The organism is Amphritea pacifica, assembly GCF_016924145.1.
Taxonomy (GTDB): Bacteria; Pseudomonadota; Gammaproteobacteria; order Pseudomonadales; family Balneatricaceae; genus Amphritea; species Amphritea pacifica.
Genome location: NZ_JAFFZO010000148.1, coordinates 1 through 378, shown reverse-complemented (window position 1 = coordinate 378; position 378 = coordinate 1). Strand labels below are relative to the sequence as shown.

Here is a 378-nt window from a genome sequence, read left to right as displayed (position 1 = left end):
ACAAGCTGCTGCGGGCACTGATCGGTATCACCCTGTTCCAGTCTGCCTATATGGCGGAGGTGATCCGGGGTGGTCTGCAGGCGATCCCGAAAGGACAGTATGAAGCGGCGGATGCCCTGGGGCTGGGCTACTGGCAGAAGATGATTCTGATCATCATGCCACAGGCGCTGAAGCTGATGATTCCGGGGATTGTAAACACCTTTATCGCGCTGTTTAAAGATACCAGTCTGGTGCTGATTATCGGTCTGTTCGATGTCCTGGCGATCGGTCAGGCAGCCAACCAGGACCCCGACTGGATCGGTTATTCCACCGAGAGTTATTTGTTTATTGCCCTGTTGTTCTGGGTGTTCTGTTTCAGCATGTCGCGCTATTCGCAGC

Annotated in this window: 1 protein-coding gene; it reads left to right on the top strand. The window is 54.2% G+C overall.

Translation table 11 applies throughout. The features are described from left to right. The coding region (locus tag JW499_RS21830) for an amino acid ABC transporter permease (RefSeq protein WP_205212537.1) at positions 1 to 378 on the top strand (378 nt) is incomplete at both ends.